The 23,939-nt window shown below is 57.3% G+C and carries 27 protein-coding genes and 1 other annotated feature; of the genes, 9 read left to right on the forward strand and 18 right to left on the reverse strand.

Annotated elements, in window-relative coordinates:
* Window positions 1-92: 92 nt before the first annotated feature.
* From CBW22_RS01855 to CBW22_RS01915, 14 genes are all read right to left on the reverse strand, one after another.
* Window positions 93-836 (reverse strand): EAL domain-containing protein, encoded by a 744-nt coding sequence (locus CBW22_RS01855; protein WP_058757677.1) that lies wholly within the window; start codon window positions 834-836, stop codon window positions 93-95.
* Window positions 837-1,153: 317 nt separating this feature from the next.
* Window positions 1,154-1,612 carry an NlpC/P60 family protein gene (locus CBW22_RS01860; RefSeq protein WP_021506241.1) on the reverse strand — a complete coding sequence of 153 codons (459 nt, stop codon included), beginning with the start codon at window positions 1,610-1,612 and terminating at the stop codon, window positions 1,154-1,156.
* Window positions 1,613-1,676: 64 nt separating this feature from the next.
* Complete coding sequence (btuD, locus tag CBW22_RS01865; RefSeq protein WP_088515866.1) at window positions 1,677-2,423, reverse strand: vitamin B12 ABC transporter ATP-binding protein BtuD; 747 nt, start codon at window positions 2,421-2,423, stop codon at window positions 1,677-1,679.
* Complete coding sequence (locus tag CBW22_RS01870) at window positions 2,423-2,968, reverse strand: glutathione peroxidase (RefSeq protein ID WP_058769691.1); 546 nt, start codon at window positions 2,966-2,968, stop codon at window positions 2,423-2,425. The genes btuD and CBW22_RS01870 overlap by 1 nt, the downstream gene beginning before the upstream one ends.
* A 39-nt stretch (window positions 2,969-3,007) precedes the next feature.
* Entirely contained in the window at window positions 3,008-3,991 is a 984-nt protein-coding gene (gene btuC / locus CBW22_RS01875) for a vitamin B12 ABC transporter permease BtuC (protein WP_021506244.1), read from the reverse strand.
* Window positions 3,992-4,124: 133 nt separating this feature from the next.
* Window positions 4,125-4,427 (reverse strand): integration host factor subunit alpha, encoded by a 303-nt coding sequence (gene ihfA / locus CBW22_RS01880; RefSeq protein ID WP_021506246.1) that lies wholly within the window; start codon window positions 4,425-4,427, stop codon window positions 4,125-4,127.
* Between the two features lie 4 nt (window positions 4,428-4,431).
* A complete protein-coding gene (pheT, locus tag CBW22_RS01885; protein ID WP_088515867.1) occupies window positions 4,432-6,819 on the reverse strand; it encodes a phenylalanine--tRNA ligase subunit beta in 2,388 nt (795 codons plus the stop codon).
* A gap of 14 nt (window positions 6,820-6,833) precedes the next feature.
* Entirely contained in the window at window positions 6,834-7,817 is a 984-nt protein-coding gene (gene pheS, locus CBW22_RS01890) for a phenylalanine--tRNA ligase subunit alpha (RefSeq protein WP_021506248.1), read from the reverse strand.
* Window positions 7,818-7,888: 71 nt separating this feature from the next.
* Window positions 7,889-8,014 (reverse strand) — a sequence feature (Phe leader region).
* Entirely contained in the window at window positions 7,965-8,009 is a 45-nt protein-coding gene (pheM, locus tag CBW22_RS25900) for a pheST operon leader peptide PheM (protein WP_121626058.1), read from the reverse strand. (Overlaps the previous feature by 45 nt.)
* Before the next feature lie 115 nt (window positions 8,015-8,129).
* Window positions 8,130-8,486, reverse strand: a complete 357-nt coding sequence (gene rplT, locus CBW22_RS01895; RefSeq protein WP_088515868.1) for a 50S ribosomal protein L20 — start codon at window positions 8,484-8,486, stop codon at window positions 8,130-8,132.
* Between the two features lie 168 nt (window positions 8,487-8,654).
* Complete coding sequence (gene rpmI, locus CBW22_RS01900; protein ID WP_006118955.1) at window positions 8,655-8,852, reverse strand: 50S ribosomal protein L35; 198 nt, start codon at window positions 8,850-8,852, stop codon at window positions 8,655-8,657.
* A gap of 99 nt (window positions 8,853-8,951) precedes the next feature.
* Entirely contained in the window at window positions 8,952-9,494 is a 543-nt protein-coding gene (gene infC / locus CBW22_RS01905; RefSeq protein WP_058757673.1) for a translation initiation factor IF-3, read from the reverse strand.
* Window positions 9,495-9,498: 4 nt separating this feature from the next.
* On the reverse strand, window positions 9,499-11,427 hold the full coding sequence (gene thrS, locus CBW22_RS01910; RefSeq protein WP_088515869.1) for a threonine--tRNA ligase: 1,929 nt from the start codon (window positions 11,425-11,427) through the stop codon (window positions 9,499-9,501).
* 246 nt (window positions 11,428-11,673) lie between these two features.
* On the reverse strand, window positions 11,674-12,435 hold the full coding sequence (locus CBW22_RS01915; protein ID WP_031279185.1) for a DUF481 domain-containing protein: 762 nt from the start codon (window positions 12,433-12,435) through the stop codon (window positions 11,674-11,676).
* 332 nt (window positions 12,436-12,767) lie between these two features.
* Between CBW22_RS01915 and ghoS the strand changes: the two genes are divergently transcribed.
* Entirely contained in the window at window positions 12,768-13,058 is a 291-nt protein-coding gene (ghoS, locus tag CBW22_RS01920) for a type V toxin-antitoxin system endoribonuclease antitoxin GhoS (RefSeq protein ID WP_058757672.1), read from the forward strand.
* A gap of 90 nt (window positions 13,059-13,148) precedes the next feature.
* Window positions 13,149-14,042, forward strand: a complete 894-nt coding sequence (locus CBW22_RS01925; protein WP_058776250.1) for a fructosamine kinase family protein — start codon at window positions 13,149-13,151, stop codon at window positions 14,040-14,042.
* 4 nt (window positions 14,043-14,046) lie between these two features.
* Here CBW22_RS01925 and CBW22_RS01930 read toward each other — a convergent pair whose 3' ends face one another.
* Window positions 14,047-14,583 (reverse strand): YniB family protein, encoded by a 537-nt coding sequence (locus CBW22_RS01930; RefSeq protein ID WP_021506254.1) that lies wholly within the window; start codon window positions 14,581-14,583, stop codon window positions 14,047-14,049.
* Window positions 14,584-14,727: 144 nt separating this feature from the next.
* Here CBW22_RS01930 and hxpB point away from each other — a divergent pair, with 144 nt between their 5' ends.
* The 4 genes from hxpB to CBW22_RS01950 all read left to right on the forward strand — a co-directional run bounded on the left by hxpB (window position 14,728) and on the right by CBW22_RS01950 (window position 18,346).
* Window positions 14,728-15,396 carry a hexitol phosphatase HxpB gene (gene hxpB / locus CBW22_RS01935; RefSeq protein WP_058757670.1) on the forward strand — a complete coding sequence of 223 codons (669 nt, stop codon included), beginning with the start codon at window positions 14,728-14,730 and terminating at the stop codon, window positions 15,394-15,396.
* A gap of 201 nt (window positions 15,397-15,597) precedes the next feature.
* Window positions 15,598-16,185: a metal-dependent hydrolase gene (locus CBW22_RS01940; protein WP_021506256.1), complete on the forward strand. Its 588-nt coding sequence runs from the start codon at window positions 15,598-15,600 to the stop codon at window positions 16,183-16,185.
* A gap of 186 nt (window positions 16,186-16,371) precedes the next feature.
* Window positions 16,372-17,763, forward strand: a complete 1,392-nt coding sequence (locus CBW22_RS01945; RefSeq protein ID WP_088515870.1) for an L-cystine transporter — start codon at window positions 16,372-16,374, stop codon at window positions 17,761-17,763.
* A gap of 196 nt (window positions 17,764-17,959) precedes the next feature.
* On the forward strand, window positions 17,960-18,346 hold the full coding sequence (locus CBW22_RS01950; protein WP_031279187.1) for a DUF6515 family protein: 387 nt from the start codon (window positions 17,960-17,962) through the stop codon (window positions 18,344-18,346).
* Window positions 18,347-18,400: 54 nt separating this feature from the next.
* On the opposite strand, the gene osmE is transcribed toward CBW22_RS01950, so the two are convergent.
* A complete protein-coding gene (osmE, locus tag CBW22_RS01955; protein ID WP_021506259.1) occupies window positions 18,401-18,736 on the reverse strand; it encodes an osmotically-inducible lipoprotein OsmE in 336 nt (111 codons plus the stop codon).
* A gap of 191 nt (window positions 18,737-18,927) precedes the next feature.
* On the opposite strand from osmE, the gene CBW22_RS01960 reads away from it, so the two are divergent.
* The 3 genes from CBW22_RS01960 to cho all read left to right on the forward strand — a co-directional run bounded on the left by CBW22_RS01960 (window position 18,928) and on the right by cho (window position 22,035).
* Complete coding sequence (locus tag CBW22_RS01960; protein WP_058785642.1) at window positions 18,928-20,118, forward strand: multidrug effflux MFS transporter; 1,191 nt, start codon at window positions 18,928-18,930, stop codon at window positions 20,116-20,118.
* A 117-nt stretch (window positions 20,119-20,235) separates the two neighbouring features.
* Window positions 20,236-21,063, forward strand: a complete 828-nt coding sequence (gene nadE / locus CBW22_RS01965; RefSeq protein ID WP_088515871.1) for an ammonia-dependent NAD(+) synthetase — start codon at window positions 20,236-20,238, stop codon at window positions 21,061-21,063.
* Between the two features lie 111 nt (window positions 21,064-21,174).
* Window positions 21,175-22,035 carry an excinuclease Cho gene (gene cho, locus CBW22_RS01970; protein ID WP_088515872.1) on the forward strand — a complete coding sequence of 287 codons (861 nt, stop codon included), beginning with the start codon at window positions 21,175-21,177 and terminating at the stop codon, window positions 22,033-22,035.
* Between the two features lie 78 nt (window positions 22,036-22,113).
* On the opposite strand, the gene spy is transcribed toward cho, so the two are convergent.
* Window positions 22,114-22,608, reverse strand: coding sequence for an ATP-independent periplasmic protein-refolding chaperone Spy (spy, locus tag CBW22_RS01975; protein WP_021506263.1), 495 nt, complete (start codon window positions 22,606-22,608; stop codon window positions 22,114-22,116).
* A gap of 334 nt (window positions 22,609-22,942) precedes the next feature.
* A complete protein-coding gene (gene astE, locus CBW22_RS01980; protein ID WP_088515873.1) occupies window positions 22,943-23,938 on the reverse strand; it encodes a succinylglutamate desuccinylase in 996 nt (331 codons plus the stop codon).
* Window position 23,939 lies beyond the last annotated feature (1 nt).

The following is a 23,939-nucleotide window of genomic DNA, read 5'->3' on the forward strand; positions in this document are numbered from 1 at the left end:
CTCCGGAAGGTGCGCAACGGTGCGCCACCCGCATTGCGTTTAAAGATAAAGCGTAGTCTACCGTCGGGGTGACGGAGAAGACAGATGAAAGGTTACTGCTGTGAAGGCGTGGTGAGCGTGACGTGCGGATAGATGAGATCGCTTAACCGTTCCGCTTTAACCACCGGGAACAGGCTGCCCTGCAGCTGTGCGCCGCTCAGGGAACTGACTTTCTCCAGCAGGGCATTATCGTCAACGCCACAAATAATTATTTGCGGGGCGTAAGCGGAAAAATTATCGATAACAGTCTGAATAAATGGCGTAAATGAGGCACGTTTCGCCAGCGCCTGAATAAACGCTTTGTCCATTTTTAACACGCTAAACAGATTTTCGTATACTGCCGTAGCCGGTGCTTTTCCTGCCCCAAATTGAGAAAGCGATAAGCGAAATTCCTGTTGCAGGCGTGCTAACAGCGGCTGCTTTTTGCCAGCCGATAATTGCGGAAACGTTTCACTGATATCCAAAACAATAAAGGGAAGTTGTTTAAATTTCCTTAAGAGAAACTCACTGGCCAATAGCGTCGTGGCCATAGATTCATCAATACGAACCAGCGCGATAATTTGATGTAACTCAAAAAAGTCACGGTACTTTTCCAGCAGCACTAACTGGCTCTGCAGCAAACGTAATTGCTGGGCATCGTCAAGCTGCGGCAACAGCAAGTCCTGCGGCAGCGTAATCGGCGCACTGTCGTGAACAAACTGGGTGACCAGCTCAACCGCAGTCAGCTGGCCCGCCAGAGAATAGGCAGGATAAAACCAGGTTTCCGACTGATAGTCGGCAGATAAATGGACTTTCATTTTTTACAGCCAGATGCAGTGGCAATTGGCGCATCGTATATCAATGAAAACGGTCAGGCAATAGGACCAAACGTTAGAAGAGACGCCGTTTTCTGTCTAATTACCGACTTTTTTGCATCAAATAATACTTAAGCCAAATGATCCAGGTTAATGTCCATACTGATTAAATTCACTGACGTCTATTTTTAGTCGCAAACCCGATTGCGGTAAAGTGCCATTTTAAATGAGAGTTATATCTGGCAGAAAAAAAACAAATAAATCGGATCAAAATCCATCTGTTTATTACGCCTTTTTTTAACACTAATGGGTTAAGCGGATTAGATGCGACGCGCCTGCCAGAATACTTTGCGCCAGTAAACATTATCCAGCGAGGAGCGGATCACGCCCTGACTGGTGGAGGCGTGAATGAAGGTATTGTCGGTGTCATAGATGCCCACGTGCAGGCCATTTTCGCCGCTGCCGGTTTTGAAAAATACCAGGTCGCCGGGCAGCAGATCGCTTTTATCGATGCGCGTACCGATATCAGTCTGATCAATCGTTGAGCGCGGCAGCTGCAGGTCAAAGCGGTCACGAAAGGTCAGGTAGACAAAACCCGAGCAATCCACGCCACCGCGGCTTAACCCGCCATAGCGATAAGGTGTACCGCGCCAGCGGCTGAGCTGATCGTTGAGTTGCGCAATTACGGTGATGGAGTCAGACAGACGGCCGTTGGGCGGCGGCGCATGATGGCTACAGCCCGCCAGCAGCAACACGAGGAGAAACAGGGTCAGCCGCATCAGAATAGTCCTTAAAAACGTCGTCCGGCTGACACTGTAGCGACAAAGCGGCGCGGCGCGCAAGTCAGGGAAGATAAAGCAGCGGCCCCTGTGGCGTCTCCAGCTGCACGAATTCGGCCTGATAAAGCGGTGCCAGCCGCTCGGCGGTCAGCACCTCGCGCGCCCCGCCCTGACTGACTACGCGGCCCTGATGCATCAGCCAGACGCGGTCGGCATGGCGCAGGCTGTGGTTGAGATCGTGTCCGCTGGCGACAATGGCGATGCCGGCCTCGCTGAGCTGCAACAGCAGCTTATCCACCGCGCGCTGCTGTGCGATGTCGAGCGCGGTGAGCGGCTCATCCAGAATCAGTAACGCACCGCGCGGATTAATTGCCGGATGGATCTGCAGTACCACCGCCGCCAGGCGCACCCGCTGCCACTCACCGCCGGAGAGCTGCGCCAGCGGACGCGTCAGCTTATCCTGCAAGCCAAGCTGCAGCAGCAGGTCAGTGAGCGTCGCCTGCGCGTTATCGCCGCCCGGCGGGCTGTGCAGCCGCAGATAGTGCCACACCGGCAGTGCCGCAGGTGCCGGCTGCTGCTGCGGGAGCCAGGCGCGCTGCTGCGCCAGTGCGGCACCCGACCAGCTTCGCAGCGGCTGGCCGGCCAGCGTCAGCTGCCCTTCGGCGTCGAGCAGGCCAGCGAGCGCGGTCAGCAGCGTGCTCTTCCCGGCGCCGTTAGGGCCGACCACGTGCACGCGCTCACCGCGGCAGAGCGTCAGCTCCCCCGCGCTCAGCCGTCCGGGCACGCGCAGGTCGTGGCACTGCAGCAGCATTACGCCGCCAGTGCCTGCTCAATGCGCTTCAGAATGATCGGATCGTCCGGCGTCATGTCCGGCGAGAAGCGCGCAATCACCTCACCCTGTTTGTTGATGAGGAACTTTTCGAAATTCCACAGGATATCGCCCGGCGCTTTCGGCGCGCGGCCTTTGCTCTCCATGCGCTCAAGGAAACCGCTGCCTGCCGGGCGTTCGGCTTCCGGCTGCGCGGCGACCAGCTGACGGTACAGCGGATGACGCTGCTCGCCGTTAACCTCCGTTTTGTCGAACAGCGGGAAGGTTACGCCGTACGTGGTGCTGCAGAAGGTTTTGATCTCTTCGTTGCTGCCCGGTTCCTGCTCAAGAAACTGATTGCAGGGGAAGCCCAGCACGCTGAAATCTTTGTCCTGCCAGGCCTTCTGCAGCGACTCCAGCTGTTCATACTGCGGCGTCAGGCCGCATTTTGATGCTACGTTAACCACCAGCAGCACCTTGCCCTGATACTGTGCCAGCGTGGTTTTTTCACCGTCCAGCGTAACCAGTTCTGTCTGATAAAGGCTCATCGTCGATTCCCGTTGTTGATTGCACTGTGCCAGCCGCAGCTAGCGCGAAGACTTCACTAATAACATGATAAACAGCGGCGCGCCGAGCGTGGCAGTGACCACCCCAATTGGCAGCTCGGCCGAGGTAAGCACCAGCCGTGCCAGAATGTCCGCCGCCAGCAGTACCGCCGCGCCCGCCAGCGCCGCGGCCGGCAGCAGGTAGCGATGATCGCTCAGGCCGCTGAGGCGCAGCAGATGGGGGATAACCAGTCCGACAAATCCAATCGCACCGGCCATCGCCACGCTGACGCCCACCAGCCAGCCCATCGCCAGCACCAGCAGATTACGCCACAGCAGCAGTGGCAGGCCGAGCTGACGCGCCGACACCTCCCCCAGCGCCAGCAGATTAAGCGTCCGGGCGCTGGCCAGCAGCGCCAGCGTCACCGGCAGCAGCGCCAGCATCATCCAGCCGTAGCGCCAGTCGATACCGCTAAAGCCGCCCATCATCCAGTACATCAGCTGGCGCAGATCGAGGCTGGTGCTAAAGTACACCGCCCACGTCATGATGGCGCTACAGATAATGCCGAGCGCCACGCCGGTCAGCAGCAGACGGCTGGCCGACAGCTGACGATGGGCAAAATGCAGCAGGATCAGCGTGATCAGCAGCGCGCCCGCCATCGCTGCCAGTGCCAGGCTCCACAGTGCGCCGTTACCCAGTAGCACCGCCAGTACCAGGCCGATGCCGGCGCCGTTCGATACGCCCAGCAGCCCGGGCTCCGCCAGCGGATTGTTGAACAGCGCCTGCATCACCACGCCGCAGACTGCCAGCGCCGCGCCCACCAGCAGCACCGCCAGGGTGCGCGGCAGGCGCAGCTGCCAGACGAACAGATCGCCGCTGGCAGAAAACCATTGCAGCGGAGAAATCCAGCTGTCGCCCGTGCACAGACTGAGCACCAGCAGCAGCAGCACTGCGGCAGTAAGCGCGCCGAGCCAGCGCCGGCTGCGACGGTCGGCCTGTTGGGCCAGCTGATCCAGCAGAGTCATAAGTAAGATTGGCTGAGAAAACAGAGATTTGATTGTAGAGAGATTACGCTAAAAAGAAAGCCGCGCCTGCAGCGTGCTGCCGGGATTGCGCGCATAAAAAAGGCCGCTGAGCGGCCTTTTTGTCATACTGAAATCAGTCAGCATCCTTGGGTGACGCATTCTCCACGCGACTTTTCAACTTCTGCCCCGGACGGAATGTCACCACGCGGCGGGCGGTGATTGGAATATCTTCCCCCGTCTTCGGGTTACGGCCCGGACGCTGGTTTTTGTCACGCAGATCAAAATTACCAAATCCGGACAGTTTTACCTGTTCTCCGTTTTCCAACGCGCGGCGAACTTCTTCGAAAAAAAGCTCTACCAACTCTTTGGCATCGCGTTTGCTCAACCCGAGTTTTTCAAACAGGTACTCTGACATTTCAGCTTTTGTAAGCGCCATAGGTTCAATCCCTCAAGGTTGCCTGGAATCGCTCTTTTAATGCTGCAACGCATTTGGCAACGGTCGCAGCAATCTCCTCTTCTTCGAGTGTCCGGCTGGTATCCTGCAAAATCAGGCTAATCGCGAGGCTCTTTTCACCCTCGTTTACGCCCTTACCACGGTACACGTCAAACAAGTTTACGCCAACTACCTGATTTACGCCAACTTTCTTACACTCCGCGATGATATCTGCTGCGGGCACATTTTCAGCCACTACCACAGCGATGTCACGGCGGTTTGCCGGGAAGCGTGAGATCTCGCGCGCGTCAGGCAGGACGCGGTCTGCGACCTTATTCCAAAGCAGTTCAAACACTAAGGTGCGGCCGTTAAGATCCAGCTTACGTTCCAGCTCCGGATGAACCACCCCGATAAATCCGATTCGTTCGCCGGCTAAATAAATGCCTGCACTCTGTCCCGGATGCAGCGCCGGATTGGCTTCTGCACGGAACGAAATCGCGTCGAGTTTACCGGTCAAATCCAGCAGCGACTCTAAATCGCCTTTCAAATCATAGAAGTCAACCGTCTGGCGCGCCAGATCCCAGTGCTCTTCGTAGCGGTTACCGCTCAGCACGCCCGCCAGCATAAGATCCTGACGGATGCCGAGATCGGCCTGCGTATCAGGCACAAAGCGTAAACCGCTCTCAAACAGGCGCACGCGGCTCTGCTGACGGTTCTGGTTATACACCACGGCGCCGAGCAGACCGGTCCACAGCGACAGGCGCATCGCCGACATATCGCTGGAAATCGGGCTGGGCAGAATCAGCGCTTCTTCGCCCGGATGCAGCAGCTGCTGCACTTTCGGATCGACAAAGCTGTAGGTAATCGCTTCCTGATAGCCTTTATCCACCAGCAGGTTTTTGGCACGCTTCAGCGACAGATCGGCTTCACGGTGCTGGGTCATCAGCAGGCTGGCTTTCACCGGCACATCCGGAATATTGTTGTAGCCGTATACGCGCGCCACTTCTTCGACCAGGTCTTCTTCGATGGCCATATCGAAGCGCCAGCTCGGGGCGACGGCCTGCCATTCGCCGTTGCCGACGGTGACGTCACAGCCGAGACGGGTCAGGATATCGGTCACCTGCTCATCCGCAATGACGTGGCCAATCAGGCGGTCCAGCTTCTCACGGCGCAGCGTAATGGTGGCGCGCGCCGGCAGTTTGCTGGCATCGGTCTGATCGATAACCGGTCCGGCTTCGCCGCCGCAAATCGCCAGCAGCAGCTGAGTGGCGCGCTCCAGCGCCTTATGCTGCAGCGCTGGATCGACACCGCGCTCGTAGCGGTGGGAAGCATCGGTATGCAGACCATGACGACGCGCACGACCGGTGATCGCCAGCGGATCGAAGAACGCGCACTCAAAGAGCACGTTCTGCGTCGCTTCGTTGACGCCGGAGTGCTCACCGCCGAAGATGCCACCCATCGCCAGCGCTTTGTGGTGATCAGCAATCACCAGCGTATCGCTGTGGAGGGTCGCTTCGCTGCCGTCGAGCAGCGTCAGGGTTTCCCCCTCTTTCGCCATGCGCACCACGATACCGCCGTCAATGCGGTCGAGATCGAAGGCGTGCATCGGCTGGCCGAGCTCCAGCAGCACGTAGTTAGTGATATCCACCACCGGATCGATCGAGCGGATACCGCAGCGGCGCAGTTTTTCGCGCATCCACAGCGGCGTTTCAGCTTTCACGTTTACGCCTTTTACCACGCGGCCCAGGTAGCGCGGACAGGCATCGGTGGCGTCAACGCGAATCGGGAAGGTGTCGCTAATGGTGGCTTTAACCGGCTCGATAACCGGCGCCTGCAGCGGCAGGCCATTAATCACCGCCACGTCACGCGCGATACCGATGATGCCCAGGCAGTCGGCACGGTTCGGCGTCACGCTGATTTCGATGGTGTTGTCATCCAGCTGCAGGTACTGGCGAATATCGGTGCCCACCGGCGCATCGGCTGGCAGCTCGATAATACCGTTGTGATCGTCAGAAATCCCCAGCTCGGAGAACGAGCACAGCATGCCTTCTGACGGCTCACCGCGCAGTTTTGCCGCTTTGATTTTGAAATCGCCTGGCAGCACGGCACCAACGGTCGCCACCGCCACTTTCAGGCCCTGACGGCAGTTTGGTGCGCCGCAGACGATTTCCAGCAGGCGATCGCCACCGACGTTGATTTTGGTGACGCGCAGTTTGTCGGCGTTCGGGTGCTGGCCGCACTCCACTACTTCACCCACCACGACGCCATGAAACGCGCCTGCCACCGGGTCGACGCCGTCGACTTCCAGACCGGCCATGGTGATTTGCTCAGACAGCGCGGCGCTGTCCAGGGCTGGATTTACCCATTCGCGTAACCAGAGTTCACTGAATTTCATTGGATAACCTGCCCTTATTTAAATTGTTTGAGGAAACGTAAATCGTTTTCGAAGAAGGCGCGCAGATCGGTCACACCGTAGCGCAGCATGGTCAGACGCTCCATGCCCATCCCGAAGGCGAAGCCGGAGTAGATTTCCGGATCGATGCCCACGTTGCGCAGCACGTTCGGATGCACCATGCCGCAGCCCAGCACTTCCAGCCATTTGCCGTTTTTACCCATCACGTCCACTTCCGCTGACGGTTCGGTGAACGGGAAATAGGACGGACGGAAGCGAATCTGCAGGTTCTCTTCGAAGAAGTTGTTCAGGAAGTCATGCAGCGTGCCTTTCAGATTGGTGAAGCTGATGTCTTTATCGACAATCAGACCTTCCATCTGATGGAACATCGGGGTGTGCGTCTGATCGTAATCGTTACGGTATACGCGGCCCGGCGCGATGATACGAATCGGCGGCTGCTGATTTTTCATGGTGCGGATCTGCACGCCGGAGGTCTGGGTGCGCAGCAGGCGCGTGGCATCGAACCAGAAGGTGTCGTGATCGGCGCGCGCCGGATGATGCCCCGGAATATTCAGCGCATCAAAGTTGTGATAATCGTCTTCAATTTCCGGACCGGTCGCCACCGCGAAACCCAACTCGCCGAAAAAGGTTTCGATACGATCGATGGTGCGGGTCACCGGATGCAGACCGCCGTTCTCGATACGGCGTCCCGGCAGCGACACGTCGATAGTCTCAGCCGCCAGGCGGGCATTCAGCGCCGCGCTTTCCAGCGTATCTTTACGCGCGTTGAGACGGTCCTGTACCTGCTGTTTGGCGTCGTTGATGACCGCACCGGCCGCCGGGCGCTCTTCCGCCGGCAGTTCACGCAGGGTGGTCATTTGCAGCGTCAGGTGCCCTTTTTTACCCAGAAATTCGACGCGCACGGCGTCCAGGGCGGCGATATCCGACGCCTCGTCGATGGCGGCCGTGGCACGGGCCACCAGGTCTGCGAGTTGGGACATGATTTCCTCTTCTTCCAGCCGGGCTGGTCAGTTCTCGTTGGGATCGTGCGATCCGATTAAGTGTCGCCGGAAACAAAAAAGCCTCCACGAGGGAGGCTTTCAGCGCGATTTTTCGTTTCTTTTCTTATGCGCAAAAGCCCCTGACGATCAGGCGCTAAAGTAAAAAAAGAAACGGAAAATAGCAGCGTGCATGCTTGCGTTACCTTGTCTTGATAGAAACCGCACTATTGAAATGCCCTGCGGCTAAAATGTCAATCATTTGCGTGGGTTGCAGGCAATAAAAAAGGGAGCAAGCTCCCTTTTTTACCTGACTTACGCCAGAGCTGATTCTGCTTTTTCAACCAGTGCAGTGAATGCCACTTTGTCGAATACAGCGATGTCAGCGAGGATTTTACGGTCGATTTCAATGGACGCTTTTTTCAGGCCATTGATGAAACGGCTGTAAGAGATACCGTTCTGACGCGCCGCAGCGTTGATACGTGCGATCCACAGCTGACGGAACTGACGCTTACGCTGACGACGGTCGCGGTAAGCATACTGACCAGCTTTGATAACAGCCTGGAAGGCAACGCGGTAAACACGTGAACGTGCACCATAGTAGCCTTTAGCTTGTTTTAAGATTTTCTTGTGACGTGCGCGAGCAATTACACCACGTTTTACGCGAGCCATGTGAGCTCTCCTATATCATATTCTGTGATTTCCCCATCATCTCTCGTGCCGCAGTGGCGTTGGCTGGCTTCATTCATCCCAGTCACTTACTGATGTAAGCGCCAGGATTCATTCCGTTGCCGCCTGACTGCAACCCGAAATCTATCGGGGAATTAAAAAAGGGTTAACTTATGCGTACGGCAGGCAGGCAACAACCAGACCCAGATCGCCTTTAGACACCATGCCTTTTGGACGCAGGTGACGTTTACGCTTAGTAGACTTTTTAGTCAGAATATGACGCAGGTTTGCGTGCTTACGCTTGAAGCCGCCAGAAGCGGTCTTCTTGAAGCGCTTTGCGGCGCCACGTACAGTTTTAATCTTTGGCATTTTTACAAATATCCACTTCGCATTGTTAATAAAATGAACCAGACAGGCGAATAAAAATCCGCGCAGCGCGAACGCTACGCGGCATTATTACTTGAAAGCCTACTGTTTCTTCTTAGGTGCGAGCACCATAATCATCTGGCGGCCTTCGATCTTCGTCGGGAAGGATTCGACCACTGCCAGTTCATTCAGATCTTCTTTCACGCGGTTAAGCACTTCCATACCGATCTGTTGGTGCGCCATCTCACGACCACGGAAACGCAGCGTGATTTTGGCTTTATCGCCCTCTTCCAGAAAACGAATCAGGCTGCGGAGTTTTACCTGATAGTCGCCTTCATCGGTACCAGGACGGAATTTGATTTCCTTGACCTGGATAACTTTTTGCTTCTTCTTCTGTTCCTTAGAAGATTTGCTCTTTTCATAAAGGAACTTGCCGTAATCCATAATGCGGCAAACCGGCGGTTCGGCGTTCGGGCTAATTTCAACTAAATCTACGCCAGCTTCTTCTGCTTTCTCAATCGCTTCGCGCAGTGAGACAATGCCAAGTTGCTCGCCGTCTACGCCAGTTAAGCGCACTTCGGTGGCACGGATTTCGCCGTTGATACGGTTCGGACGCGTCGGTTGTACTCGTTTTCCGCCTTTAATAACCTTATTCCTCTAATTGGTGAAGATGTCGGCTGCGAATCTCTTGTTGCAGCTTCTCAACAAACACATCTACGTCCATGCTCCCGAGGTCTTTACCACGGCGGGTGCGCACGGCAACTTTTCCTGCTTCCACCTCTTTCTCACCGCAGACCAGCATGTAAGGGACGCGACGTAATGTGTGCTCGCGGATTTTAAAGCCTATCTTCTCGTTTCTCAAGTCTGCTTTGACACGAATGCCAGCATTCTGCAATTTCTTCGTCAATTCACTGACATATTTTGCCTGGCCGTCGGTGATATTCATCACCACTGCCTGTACCGGCGCCAGCCAGCTCGGGAAGAAACCGGCGAACTCTTCGGTCAGAATCCCGATGAAGCGCTCCATCGAACCCAGAATCGCACGGTGAATCATCACTGGCGTCTGACGATCGTTGGTTTCGCCCACGTAGGTGGCGTCCAGACGTTTCGGCAGGGAGAAGTCTAGCTGAACGGTGCCGCACTGCCAGGCGCGGTCAAGACAATCGTACAGCGTAAACTCAATTTTCGGGCCGTAGAAGGCGCCTTCACCCGGCTGATATTCGAACGGAATGTTGTTCTCTTTCAGCGCTTCGGCGAGGTCCACTTCGGCACGATCCCACATCTCATCGCTGCCAATGCGCTTCTCAGGGCGCGTCGACAGTTTCACCACGATTTTTTCAAAACCGAAGGTGCTGTACATGTCATAGACCATGCGGATGCAGCTGTTCACTTCATCACGCACCTGATCTTCAGTACAGAAGATGTGGGCGTCATCCTGGGTAAAGCCGCGCACGCGCATCAGACCGTGCAGCGCACCTGACGGCTCATTACGGTGACAGCTACCGAACTCCGCCATACGCAGCGGCAGGTCGCGGTACGATTTCAGACCCTGGTTAAAGATCTGCACGTGACCCGGACAGTTCATCGGTTTGATGCAGTATTCACGGTTCTCTGAAGAGGTGGTGAACATCGCTTCTTTGTAGTTGTCCCAGTGCCCGGTTTTTTCCCACAGCACGCGGTCCATCATGAACGGACCTTTCACTTCCTGGTAGTCGTACTCTTTAAGCTTGGTGCGTACAAACACTTCCAGCTCGCGGAAGATGGTCCAGCCGTCATTGTGCCAGAATACCATACCCGGTGCTTCTTCCTGCATATGGTAGAGATCGAGCTGCTTACCGATTTTACGGTGATCGCGCTTCGCGGCCTCTTCCAGGCGCTGCAGATACGCCGCCAGCTGTTTCTTGTCTGCCCAGGCCGTACCGTAAATACGCTGCAGCATTTTGTTGTCGCTGTTGCCGCGCCAGTAGGCTCCGGAGATTTTCTGCAGTTTAAAATGATGGCAGAAACGCATATTCGGCACGTGCGGACCGCGGCACATGTCGATGTATTCTTCATGATGATACAGGCCAGGACGATCGTCATGGCTGATGTTTTCGTCGAGAATAGTGGTTTTGTAGCTTTCGCCCCGCGCGGCAAACACGTCACGCGCTTCCTGCCAGCTCACCTTCTTCTTCACGACGTCGTAATTGGTCTCAGCCAGCTGGTGCATGCGCTTTTCCAGCAGCTCAAGATCTTCCTGGGTCAGCGTATGGTCGAGATCGACATCATAATAGAAGCCGTTATCGATGACCGGACCGATGGCCATTTTGGTATTCGGCCACAGCTGTTTGATCGCATGCCCTAACAGATGCGCACAGGAGTGACGAATAATTTCCAGACCGGCTTCATCTTTCGCGGTGATGATGGCGACCTGCGCATCGCTGGTGATCGGATCAACCGCATCGACCAGTTCGCCATTGACGCGACCGGCAATGCAGGCTTTCGCCAGACCCGGACCGATATCCAGCGCAATGTCCATCACGCTGACCGGACGGTCAAATACGCGCTGGCTGCCATCAGGAAGAGTAATTACTGGCATTTCATATCCTTAATTGCAGTGGTAAGCCACACGAAAGCCTACATGCAACACTGAGTTTTGTTTGGTTAACCTGGCGCGATGTCAGACCCACACTGTCGGAATGACGCCAGGCGCGTAAAGCGGCAACGATGATAACAGCTTTCCGCAGTGAGCAAAACCCGCGAAGAAATGCGCTAAGCCAAAGAGAGATCAAAAAAAACCGCCGCGCGGCACAGGCCGGGCGACGGTGTAACAATGCGCTCTGGTTTACATCGCGTAAGAGAGCTGGACCGTGGTTTTGGTGTCGGTACGGTCTGGCGCAGATTCTGGCGGATTGTTATTCCAGGTGACGTTGTAGCCCAGTTTCAGCGCGAAGTGGTCGTTGATCGCCACCTGCAGTGCGGTTTCGGAGTTCAGCGTAGTGTCTTCACCAAAGCTGCTCAGCACCGACACACCCTGGATGAATTTGGTGGTGTCAGTCAGCTGCCACTGATAGCTCAGCGCGCCGTAGCCCAGTGCTTTGGTTTCGTGGCCGCCATCGTGGAAGTCATCGTAACGTACACCCGGACCGAATTCAGCACGCAGCGAGTGCACCGGACCGTTGAGGATCTGACGACCGTAACCGGCGGTCAGGACATCACGTGAATCATAACCGTTCAGGCGATCGCTCAGCCAGCTCGCCTGACCGAACAGGTAGTCAGCGCTGTTGAGGTTGTAACGGCTACGGCCACCGATGTTATAGGTTTCCGACGAGCGCTCATCGTTGGATGAGGTATTCGCGGCGTTACCCCACAGGCTGTACGCCGTTGAGGTCTGATACCAGGTCATGCTGGTTGACGCGGTCAGCGATGAGCTGGTGGTGTTGCCGGTCTGTGCCAGGTAACCGGCTGACGCGGTGCCTTCAAACGGTTTTTTTGCCGTAGAAGGGTCATCCATTGAGGTGAAGACAGCGTTATCTGCAAAGGCCTGGTGACAAAATGCTCCGGCGGAGAGCAACAAAACAGCGGACAGCTTATTGAAGGCTTTCATTAAAAGGTAACCCGTACGACAGTTGAAAAAGAGATGAGTCTGGAGAATTTTCCCGGGCAATCAATGCAATTTACGGTAAGTTTTGTAAAAAAGTATGAAAGCACCAGAATCGCCAGGTTTTGCGCTGGCACCGCGTGTGGATTGGGAATCTTCCCATTTCCGGCGCGCATTATAGGCGGCAAATAACCAAATAACAGCTTAAATGCTACAAGAATTTTCTGTCGACCCTGACAGGACTTTACGCTGTGCGCCGCCGGGCGATTGTGCAGAATTCGCTCTATCGCAGGCGCTGGTCTACGCTGAAATCTGTTCGATAACAATGAGGTGAAAAGATGAGCGATCATGATCTTAAGCGTTACGTTGTCACCTTCCGTTATCAGGAAAGGGGTCTCGGCGATCTGCAGGCGCTGAATAGCGCGATGGTTAACGGCGGTTACAGCACCACGTTACACGATGCGGATGGCCATCCCCACGAGCTGGGCACCAACAGCTTTGGCATTGTCAGTGCGCTGGAGGAGCAGGCACTGGCGGAACACGCCGCCGGGCTGGCGGCAGTGGCGCTCGATCAGCAGCCGGACGCTGATGTCACCACGCTGGAAGCATTTCTCAAAGCGCAAGCCTGACGCAATCCGCAAATTGCGCATTGCCGCTGGAGTTGTGCAAGTTTTGCGCGTTACAATCGACCTTACGCAGCGAATAAAGAGGATTACCCGATGTGGTCAGCCATTAGTCGTCTGTTAAGCGAGTACGCCGGCGATGCCGAAATCACCGAACGTCATGAGTTGCCCGGTGGCGATATTCATCCGGCGTGGCGCCTGCGCTACGGTGAGCTGGAGGTGTTCGTCAAATGCAACACGCGCGACATGCTGACGCTGTTCAGCTGGGAAGCCGACCAGCTTGATCTGCTGGCGCGTACCCACACGGTGCGCGTGCCGAAGGTCTACGGCGTCGGTAACGATCGTGACACCAGCTTTCTGCTGCTGGAATACATTCCCCCGCAGCCACTCGACGCCCAAAGCGCATTCCAGCTCGGCCAGCAGCTGGCCCATCTGCACCAGTGGAGCGAGCAACCGCAGTTTGGTCTCGACTTCGACAACAACATTACCACCACGCCGCAACCCAACAGCTGGTTACGCAAATGGTCGGTATTTTTCGCCGAACAGCGCATTGGCTGGCAGCTGCAGCTGGCGGCGGAGAAAGGCGTGCACTACGGTGACATGGAGTTGATCGTGGATTGCGTGCAGCGCAGCCTCGCCAGCCATCATCCGCAACCGTCGCTATTGCATGGTGATTTGTGGCCAGCCAACTGCGCCGGCAGCGCCAGCGGCCCGTGGCTGTTCGATCCCGCCTGCTACTGGGGCGATCGCGAATGCGACCTGGCGATGCTCAGCTACTACGCCGATCTGCCGCGCCAGATTTACGAAGGGTATCATGCGGTGTGGCCGCTGCCGGAAGGCTTCTCACAGCGTCAGCCGGTGTATCAGCTCTACTATCTGCTCAACCGCGCCAACGTCTTTGGCGGCAACTGGGCCGGCGAAGCGCAGTTCGCTATCGGCCAGTTGCTGGAGGAGGATGCGCTGGGCCAGCGCCAGGTCAGACCGGCCTGACGCCTTACAGCATGCCGAGCAGTTTCAACACGAAGTAACCGGCCACGGCGATGATCACCGGCAGAATATACAGCGGAAAAATCTGCAGCAAAATGGTGTGACGCGGCACATGGATTTTCTCTTCCAGCTGCGCCCGCGTGCGCCCTTCGCTGCCCTTCGCCTGTTCCAGGATCATCTGGTCTTCAATGCCTTCTTTGATATGGCGCGCCTGACGCCACATGCGTGCGCCCGAGGCCTGCAAAGCGATGCCCACGAATATTAGGATATAGATCAGCCAGAAACCAATATTGGCCCCGCCGTTGAACTCCGGTACCGGCGAATTGTTCCAGAACACATTGAGAAACGGCGTGTTGAACTTAATCATATCCACCATCACATGCACGAAGTCGAGCATCACGGCGTCAATGCCGGGCTGCTTTTCGCTGTGTTTAAACATGAAGCCTAAGATGGAGATAAGGGTGGATAACAGCGCCGGAATAAAAATCACCCAGCCAGCCACTCGCTTGAGGATGGCGATGCGGCCAGCCTGTTGATACGTCATGGTGTCTTCCCTTCACAAACAGTAGTTTTGCCCTAAGTCTACCTGCACTACAGCAAATTTTCCTGAAAAATGCGTAACCTGCCGTAAGTCGGTTTTCGCCGCCGCCCATGTTAAGGTAGGGCAAACTGTCAATGGAGCTGTTGTATGACCTATCGTCGCCCTGTGCTGGCCGCTATTTTTGATATGGATGGCTTACTGATTGATTCTGAACCGCTATGGGATCGCGCCGAGCTGGAGGTGTTTGCCAGCCTGAATGTGGATATTAGCCGCCGCCACGAGCTGCCGGATACGCTCGGCCTGCGCATCGATCAAACCGTGCGCATGTGGTACGAAGCGCTGCCGTGGAACGGGCCGGATCAGGCCGAAGTCACTCAGCGCATTATTGCCCGCGCGCTGGCGCTGGTCGAAGAGACGCGGCCGCTGTTGCCTGGCGTAGAGCAGGCGCTGCAGCTGTGTCAGCAACAGGGCCTGGCGATTGCGCTGGCCTCGGCGTCTCCGCTGGCGATGCTGGAACGCGTGCTGGAGATGTTCAATCTGCGTCACTACTTTAGCGCCCTCGCCTCGGCTGAAGCGCTGCCTTACAGCAAACCGCATCCGCAGGTGTATCTGGATGCTGCGGCAAAGCTCGGGGTTGATCCGCTCAACTGCGTGGCGCTGGAAGACTCGTTCAACGGCATGATCGCCAGTAAAGCCGCGCGCATGCGTTCCATTGTGGTGCCTGCCGCCGAACATCGCCACGATGCGCGCTGGGCACTGGCCAATGTGCAACTGGAAAACCTGACGCAGCTGCAGGCGGAACATCTGTTTAACTGATCGGTGTGCATCGCGCGTTACGCCTGGCGGATGTTTCGCCCGGTTGCCAGGTGCAAAAGTAAGCCAGACCGTTAATTTCCCGCGCTTTTTTCAGGCGCGGGTCAGCAAAAAATTCACTCTTCGTTACAGCGTCACCGTTCTCATTTACTGGATAAATCCCTATACTGGATGCATCGACAGTTTTTGCAGCCAGGTTCCATCATGACGGCCGAAGGCCATATCATTTTTGCCATCGCCAGTGCGATATTTGCCAAACGCGCCGAACTGACGCCGGTGATGGCCAGTGCCGACTGGTGGCATCTGGTGCCGGCTGCGCTGCTGACTTGCCTGCTGCCGGATATCGATCACCCTAAATCGGTGCTGGGCCAGCGGCTAAAGTGGCTGTCGCAGCCAATAGCCCGCGCTTTTGGCCATCGCGGCTTTACCCATAGCCTGCTGGCGGTGGCGGTCAGCCTGTGGCTGTTTCAGATTAACGTGCCGGCTGACTGGTTCCTGCCAGCGGATGTCCTGCAGGGCATGACGCTCGGCTATCTGAGCCACATTGTCGCCGATATGCTGACGCCCGCCGGCGTGCCGCTGCTGTGGCCGTGCCGCTGGCGCTTTCGCCTGCCTATCCTCAACAGCCAGCAAGGTAATCAACTGGAGCGCGCGCTGTGCCTCGCTCTGGTGGGCTATGCGCTGTGGTTTCCGCCCGGTATGCCGTCGTTTGGCGCTAACGGCTGGCCGGAGCAGCTGTTCAACAATCTGCAGAACGGCATTGGCCGACTGGTGAACGGCAGTACGCGCTGAAGTGCTTTTCCTTCTGCCAGCGATTGCTGAAATAATCGCCTTAAATTCCATTTAGTTATAACCCAGACGATTTAGATATATTGTTCCCGCAGGGCCAACTGGTACCATGCCGCGACAGTTACAGAGGATCCCTCTGCTATTTTCGGTTACGCGGCGCGATCGCGTGGCGACCTTCAGGAGTTAACAATGAATATTCCTCTGATCATCAATATCGTGGCATTTGTCGCGCTGCTGATTGCATTAAACCGCGTCGGCAACCAGAGCTGGAGCCTGTCGAAGCGTGTGCTGACCGGCCTGGTGCTGGGGGTGATCTTTGGCCTGGCACTGCAGGCCATTTATGGCGAAAACAGCCCGGTGGTGAAAGAGTCGATTGGCTGGTTTAACATCGTCGGTAACGGCTATGTTCAGCTGCTGCAGATGATTGTCATGCCACTGGTGTTTGCCTCAATCCTCAGTGCGGTGGCGCGGCTGCATAACGCCTCGTCGCTGGGCAAAATCAGCGTGCTGACCATCGGCGTGCTGCTGTTTACCACCGCCATTTCCGCACTGGTGGGCGTGCTGGTGACCGGCCTGTTCCACCTCAGCGCCGAGGGACTGGTACAGGGCGCGCAGGAAACCGCGCGTCTGAGCGCCATCCAGAGCAACTATGTTGGTAAAGTCGCGGATCTGAGTACGCCGCAGCTGCTGCTCTCCTTTATCCCGAAAAACCCGTTTGCCGATCTGGCCGCTGCCAATCCAACATCGATCATCAGCGTAGTGATTTTCGCCGCGTTCCTCGGCGTGGCGGCGCTGCAGCTGCTGAAAGATGACAAAGCCAAAGGCGAGCGCGTGCTGGTGGCGATTGATACCCTGCAATCCTGGGTGATGAAGCTGGTCCGTCTGATCATGAAGCTGACACCGTACGGCGTGCTGGCGCTGATGACCAAAGTGGTTGCCGGTTCCAACCTCCAGGACATCATCAAGCTGGGCGGCTTTGTGGTGGCCTCGTATCTCGGCCTCGCGATCATGTTTGGCGTTCACGCGCTGCTGCTGTCAATCAACGGTATCAACCCGCTGCGCTTCTTCCGTAAAGTCTGGCCGGTGATTACCTTTGCCTTCACCAGCCGTTCCAGCGCCGCCAGTATTCCGCTGAACGTGGAGACACAGACGCGTCGTTTGGGCGTTCCGGAATCCATCGCCAGCTTCTCGGCCTCATTTGGCGCGACCATCGGCCAGAACGGCTGTGCCGGCCTCTATCCCACCATGCTGGCGGTGATGGTAGCGCCGACCGTGGGTATCAACCCGTTTGACCCGGTATGGATCGCCACGCTGGTCGGTATTGTCACGCTGAGCTCAGCCGGTGTGGCGGGCGTCGGTGGCGGCGCGACCTTTGCCGCGCTGATCGTCCTGCCGGCGATGGGACTGCCGGTCACGCTGGTGGCATTGCTGATATCCATCGAACCGCTGATTGATATGGGCCGTACCGCGCTCAACGTTAACGGCTCGATGACCGCCGGTTCACTGACCAGCCGCTGGCTGGGTATGACCGACAAAAAAGTGCTGGAGAGCGACGAACACGCGGAACTGGCGCACCGCTAAGTAACCCGTTTTCCCGTGACGGCAGGCCGCAAAGCCTGCCGTTTTTTTTGCCGTTTTCTGCACTTTTTTCCGCAATCATGGCGCTAACGTCAGGAAAACGTTAAGCATGGTAAACGGAGGCAAAATAGACGGTTTTTTGCTTGAGTTTGCGCGCTGAAAGGCGAATGCTGCGGGGAGTTACCGCAGGAGAACCCTCATGAGAAACGTTATCGCCTCAATGCTGGCGTTAACCCTGATAGCGCCAACTGTAAGTTTTGCTCATCCGTATGGCTGGGGTCCGGGCCCCGGCCCGCACTGGGGTGGTCCGGGACCCCGCTGGGGCCATCCCGGACCGCTGCGTTTTCTGCCGGAGGCCGCGACCGCCGTGCTGATTGGCGGACTGACCTACTACCTGCTGAACGGTAGCTACTACCAGCGGCAGGGCGACACCTACGTGGTGGTCCAGCCACCGGATGGCCCACCGGCCAGCGCCATGCGCGTTCTGGATTACAACGGCAAACGCTATTACGTGCAGGATGGTCACTACTATCAGCGCGAGATCAGCGGCAGCTACATTGAGGTGCCGCGGCCGTATGGGCTGTAAGCGCACAAAGAAAAACGGCCCGTCTGAGACGGGCCGTTTGTTATTCTGCTGCCGTTACTGCGCGGCTTGCGGATCGGTATCGTAATCCTTACAGCTCTGGAAGCCGTAGTTCATGACGCGACCGGTGTCGTTATAGCTCACAAAGTAAGTCTGCTGTTTGCCATCACGCTCACCAATCACGTAGGTCTGGCAGGTACCCCGTGCGTGAACCATGGTGATCTCGGTTGACGCCGGTCCGGCAATCTGGCGCACCTGTTCACGCGTCATGCCTTTTTTCACATCCTTCACCACAGGCTTAGTCACGTAGCTTTCCGCACGATCGTAAGTTGTACAACCAGACAGGGCTGCCAGCGTCATAGCGGCAGCGATACATCCCAGCACTTTATTCATCTTGTTGTTCCTCATACTTTGTCCATGTCCCACTAAGCCTGGAACATAATTCCAGATTTATCAACTCAATGGCGGTGCTTTCGGTCAGTTCTGAAGCGTCAGGATTACGAAAGATGCTGTGTTGCCGTCACCGGCTCCGTATAATCGCGGCGCAAGATACATCTTAAAGCCAAAAATAACACAGAGGATCAATGACACCTGCACACCCTAACCGGCTGGTTTATGCCATCACGCTCGGCCTGCTCGCCGCGCTCGGGCCGCTTTGTATCGATCTCTATCTGCCTGCCCTGCCTGAACTGGCGCGCGACCTCGGTAGCGAAACCGCCACCGCCCAGCTAAGTCTGACCGCCGGTCTGCTGGGGCTGGGCGCCGGACAGCTGCTGTTTGGTCCGATGAGCGATAAGTTTGGTCGTATTCGTCCGCTGCTGCTGTCGCTGGCGCTGCTGTTCATCGCCTCGATTGGCTGTGCGCTGGCAAAGGATATTCATGCTCTGCTGGTGGCACGCCTGTTTGAAGGGCTGGCCGGTGCCGGCGGCGCGGTGCTCTCGCGTGCCATTGCCCGCGATATGTATAGCGGCCATGAGCTGACGCGCTTTTTTGCCCTGCTGATGCTGGTGAATGGCCTGGCGCCGATTGGTGCGCCAGTGCTGGGCGGTGCGCTGATGACGGTGCTGAACTGGCGCGGCATCTTTGTAGTGCTGGGCGCGATTGCCGTGCTGCTGATTCTGCTGGCGCGCTGGAAGCTGCGCGAAACCCTGCCGGCCGAACGCCGTAGCCAGGGATCGATCTTCTCCGCCTGGGCGGCGCTCGGCCAGGTCATCACCCACCGGCCGTTTATGGGCTTCTGCCTGACGCAGGGCTTCATGATGTCCGGCATGTTTGCTTATATCGGTGCCTCGCCATTTGTACTGCAGCAGATTTACGGCCTGTCACCGCAAGCGTTCAGCTTGTGCTTTGCGGCGAACGGTATTGGCCTGGTGATTGCTTCCCAGACCAGCGCCCGGCTCTGTCCGCTGTGGGGCGAATATCGCGTGCTGAAGGGCGGCCTGACGCTGGCGTTTGTCGCCTCCAGCTGCCTGCTGCTGGCCGGCGTGAGCGGCGCGCCGCTGCCGCTGGTGCTGGTGGCGCTGTTCTTCACCATCGCCAGTAACGGCGTGATCGCCACCACCGCGTCATCGCTGGCGATGCAGAGCCAGGGCCACCGCGCCGGCAGCGCCTCGGCGGTGATCGGCGTTGCGATGTTCTCGCTCGGCGCGCTCAGCGTACCGATCACCGGCCTTGGCGGCACCTCGGTCATCAGCATGACGGCCACCATCTTTGGCTGCTTTATGCTGGCCATCGTGATGTTCATGCTGCTGGCGCAGAAACCAAAAAGCGCCTGAATTGCCAACAGAAACACCGGACAACAAGCCGTTCGGCTTGTTGTTTTTCTGCGGAGGCGTTAGCTTTAGCACATGATTCGCATTGTGCCGTCAGGCTACCGACTTGAGGAGAGGTTCATGTCACTGCAGCAGGAAATCATTCAGGCCCTGGGTGTTAAACCGGTTATCGACCCGCAGCAGGAGATCCGCGTCAGCGTCGATTTTCTGAAGTCCTATCTGAAAGCCCATCCGTTTATCAAAACCCTGGTGCTCGGCATCAGCGGCGGTCAGGACTCAACGCTGACCGGCAAGCTGGCGCAGACTGCCATTACTGAACTGCGTGAAGAGACCGGCGATCACGACTACAGCTTTATCGCCGTGCGCCTGCCGTATGGCGTGCAGGCTGACGAGCAGGATTGTCAGGATGCGCTGGCATTCATCCAGCCGGATCGCACGCTGGTGGTCAACATCAAAGAAGCGGTACTGGCCAGCGAGCGCGCGCTGCAGGAGGCGGGCATTGCCCTGTCGGATTTTGTGCGCGGCAACGAGAAAGCGCGCGAACGCATGAAAGCCCAGTACAGTATTGCCGGCATGACCAAAGGTGTCGTGGTCGGCACCGATCACGCCGCAGAAGCAGTGACCGGCTTCTTTACCAAGTACGGCGACGGCGGCAGCGACATCAACCCGATTTTCCGCCTCAACAAAGGCCAGGGCAAACAGCTGCTGGAAGCGCTCGGCTGCCCGGAACACCTCTATCTCAAGCACCCCACCGCCGATCTGGAGGACGATCGTCCCGGTCTGCAGGATGAAGTCGCGCTGGGCGTGACCTATCAGCAGATTGATGATTTCCTCGAAGGCAAAACCATCGACGCCGACGCGGCGAAAATCATTGAAGGCTTGTATACCAAAACCGAGCATAAACGTCGTCCGCCGATCACCGTATTCGACGACTTCTGGAAGAAGTAATCCCTGCGGCTTCCCGCTCCCCCGGCGGGAAGCCTGCCTCTTCACGTCCCCGCTGGCGGGAAAACGCGCACGCTGATATACTGTATGCACAACCAGTAAGCGGAGCGTTCTTTGGTCAGACGAGCAAACCGCCATCGCCTCGAATTTGATGCGGCGGCTATCTATCAATATCCCGAACATCTGCGTCAGTGGCTGGAAGGCTTGCCTAATCAGCCGGGCGTTTACACTTTCCACGGTGATAACGACAACCTGCCGCTGTACATCGGCAAGAGTATCAACCTGCGCAGCCGGGTGATGGCCCATTTTCGCACGGCGGATGAAGCCAGTATGCTGCGCCAGGCGCGGCGCGTCAGCTGGATCCCCACCGCCGGGGACGTAGGCGCACAGCTGCTCGAAGCGCAGATGATCAAAACACAGCAGCCACTGTTTAATAAGCGCCTGCGCAAAAACCGCCAGCTGTGCTCGCTGCAGCTGGGCGACGGCGCACCGCAGGTGGTGTACGCGCGCGATCTCGATTTCTCCTCCTCGCCTGACCTGTACGGGTTATTCCGCAGCCGCTTTGCCGCGTTAGAGAAGCTGAAAAGCCTCGCCGATGAGCTGCGCCTGTGTCACGGCCTGCTGGGATTAGAGCGCCTGCAGCCGGGGCGCGGCTGTTTCCGCGCGGCGCTTAAACGCTGTGCCGGTGCCTGCTGCGGGGCGGAACCGCTGGCGGCGCATCAGGAGCGCCTGCTGGCAGGGCTGGAGCAGCTGCGCGTGGTGTGCTGGCCGTGGCAGGGCCCGGTGGGTATGGTGGAGCGCGGGACGGAGATGACGCAGATTCACGTCATCGATCACTGGTTCTGGCTGGGATCGGTCAGCAGTGAGCAGGAAGCGCGTCAGCTGCAGCGTGCCCGTCACGGCTTCGACCATGACGGCTACAAAATTCTCTGCCGTCCGCTGCTGTCCGGCGTTTATCCGCTGATTGAGCTGTAACGCAAAACCGCCGACGCTGCCCAAAGCACAGTGTGCCATGGACAACGTCGGCGGTCTCAAACCGGTGAGCTAAACGGCTTATTCGCCATCAGCCGGCGGTGGCGGCATTTTACCGTCGTGCGGGCCTTTTTCTGTCAGACGTTTCTCAAAGTTGGCGTTGTACTGCTTCTTCTGGTCTGGCGTCAGCACGTTATAGATCTTGTTCTGGGTTTCCAGCATCTTCAGCGCATGCTCTTTCGCATTGGCGCTCATTTTGTCTGCCTGCGCTTCTGCTTTGGCACGGTCAAAGGTGTCGGATGCGATGATGCTGTGGTTAGCACGACGCTCTTCCAGCGATGGACGCTTCATGTCTTTATGGCTGTCACGCAGGATGTCGCGAATCTGGGTTTTCTGCGCGTCGGTCAGGTTGAGGTCTTTGAACATCATGTCCATGCCGTGGTGGCGCATCGGTTTGTGCATCGGTTTTTCACTGCCCGCTGGCGGCGGCGTCAGGTTGTCAGCCGCAGCATGGACGATATTGGCGGCGCCGAAAGCCATTGCGGTAGCCAGAAACAGGGAGGTCAGTTTACGCATAATATTGTCCTTACTTTTCAGTTTAATGACGACAGCCTGTGTCGCGTCTTCGGAAACAAGCATACGACGCTGAACGTCAACTACTCAGAGGCTGAGTAAAGCCCTGCAAGCATAAAAGACAGATATCGGGCAATCATGGAGAGATTGCGAAGAAATGCGTGAGGAATTGCAAAAGAGTATGACGATCAAGGGGAAAGCGCAGGAATTAAGGAGGAGTGTAATGGCTTTGTCGGTTTTGCGGAAGGGAAAATGTCGTTAATTTGCGCACGTTCTCTGCTCACCCGTGACCTCTCCCGTCACAGGGAGAGGAGGGATTGCCGGGTAAAGCTTTCGATTACAACTCCAGCGCCTGGGTCTGCTCACTCTCCTCTACCAGCATCAGCCCGGCGCGCAGGCCCGGTGCCACGCTGGGATTGGGGAACAGCACATATTCACGCGCCTGCTGCACGTAATAGCGCCGCTCACCCTCTTCCGCCAGCAGCGTACCCTGCGGGAAAGCCGTGAAGTTGAGAGTTTCCGGGCCCATATGCAGAACAAACTGCTCGCCGTGCCGGGTGATTTGCTGCGCCACGCGGTAATGGCGCGGTGTCTCGCGCACCGCCGGCAGCGCCTCACCGTACAGCAGCGCCGCCAGCGCACGCTGCACGCCGCTGAACTGAGTGAGATCGTTCTCGCCAAACGGCAGCGCCTTCCCCAGCTCCAGCGTACAGCTGGCTGCCGCATAGTGTTCACAGCTGAAGTGGGTGAAGGTGCCGCCCGGCGCACGGTGAAACACCAGCGCCTCCAGTTCGGCCGCTGCCAGCCAGTGTAAAAAATCTGCTGGCCACGGCTGGCTGTTGAGCGGCATCACGCCAAAGCGCGAATGCCACGAACCGCGAATCGCGGTGTGCAAATCGAGATGCCAGCGAATTTCGTGATCGAGGCACTCGCACCAGAAGTTCTCCAGCGCCTGCTCCAGCTGGAGCGCGCGCTGCGCCTCCGGCACGTCGGCCACCTGTTGCCAGCGGCCACCGAACAGCCGGTTGATATCATAATACTGGTAGCGTTTGCCGCTGCGCAGCGCCGCCGGGTTGCCGAGGATCACCAGCAGGCGCACGGCCAGCGGTTTTTCCCCCTGCAGCAGCGGCGTCAGCAACAGGTTGAGGATCTCCACCGGGGCGGTCTCGTTGCCGTGAATCCCGGCGGAGAGGACCAGCGCCTGCTGCGTGGGCGTATGCGGTGTCAGGGATAGTATGCCCTCATCATGCCACTGCCAGTGCAGGTGGGCGTTACTGCCCTGCCGCTGCGCGGGCGGCCTGCCTGACAGGGTTTGCTGTAAAAAGTCCTGCATG

This window comes from Pantoea sp. VS1, from assembly GCF_002207995.1.
GTDB lineage: Bacteria > Pseudomonadota > Gammaproteobacteria > Enterobacterales > Enterobacteriaceae > Pantoea > Pantoea dispersa.